General features: G+C 37.0%; 1 protein-coding gene. It reads left to right on the plus strand.

Annotated features, from left to right (window positions below; all coding sequences use genetic code 11):
* Window positions 1-399, plus strand: a 399-nt coding sequence (locus AAEY57_RS19420; protein ID WP_350608597.1) for a c-type cytochrome, incomplete at its 5' end; no start/stop codon positions are given.
* Between the last annotated feature and the right edge of the window lie 114 nt (window positions 400-513).

Genomic DNA, 513 nt, shown 5'->3' on the forward strand with positions numbered 1-513 from the left:
CTTGAAGAAACTAGGGAAGCATCCATAAAGAAATCGGCACAACATATCAAAGTACCTGATTTGGAAAGTCCTGAGTTATTGTTAATGGGAGGAGCAGATTATGAATATATGTGCTCAAGCTGTCATCTAAAACCTGGATTAGAAGAAAGTGATATGAGCATTGGGCTGTATCCTGCTCCACCTAATTTAAGTATTTCGCATGAAACCCATCAACACGGAACTGATGAAGAGCTTGCAAGGAAGAATTTTTGGGTGATTAAGCACGGCATAAAAGCCTCAGGCATGCCAGCTTGGGGCAAAACTCACAGTGATGAAAGAATATGGGCAATGGTTGCTTTTATTAAACGATTACCTACATTAACACCCGAGCAATATCAAGTGCTAACGGCAATAGATTAATTATTAAAGATAGGAATAAAAATGATTCAAATAATAATAACAGCGGCTTTGTTAATTTTCTTAACCATGAGCAATGTTACAATAGCTCATGCAAGCGAAAAAAATAATACAAGT

Source organism: Pseudoalteromonas sp. MER144-MNA-CIBAN-0113, assembly GCF_040308965.1.
Taxonomy (GTDB): Bacteria; Pseudomonadota; Gammaproteobacteria; order Enterobacterales; family Alteromonadaceae; genus Pseudoalteromonas; species Pseudoalteromonas tetraodonis.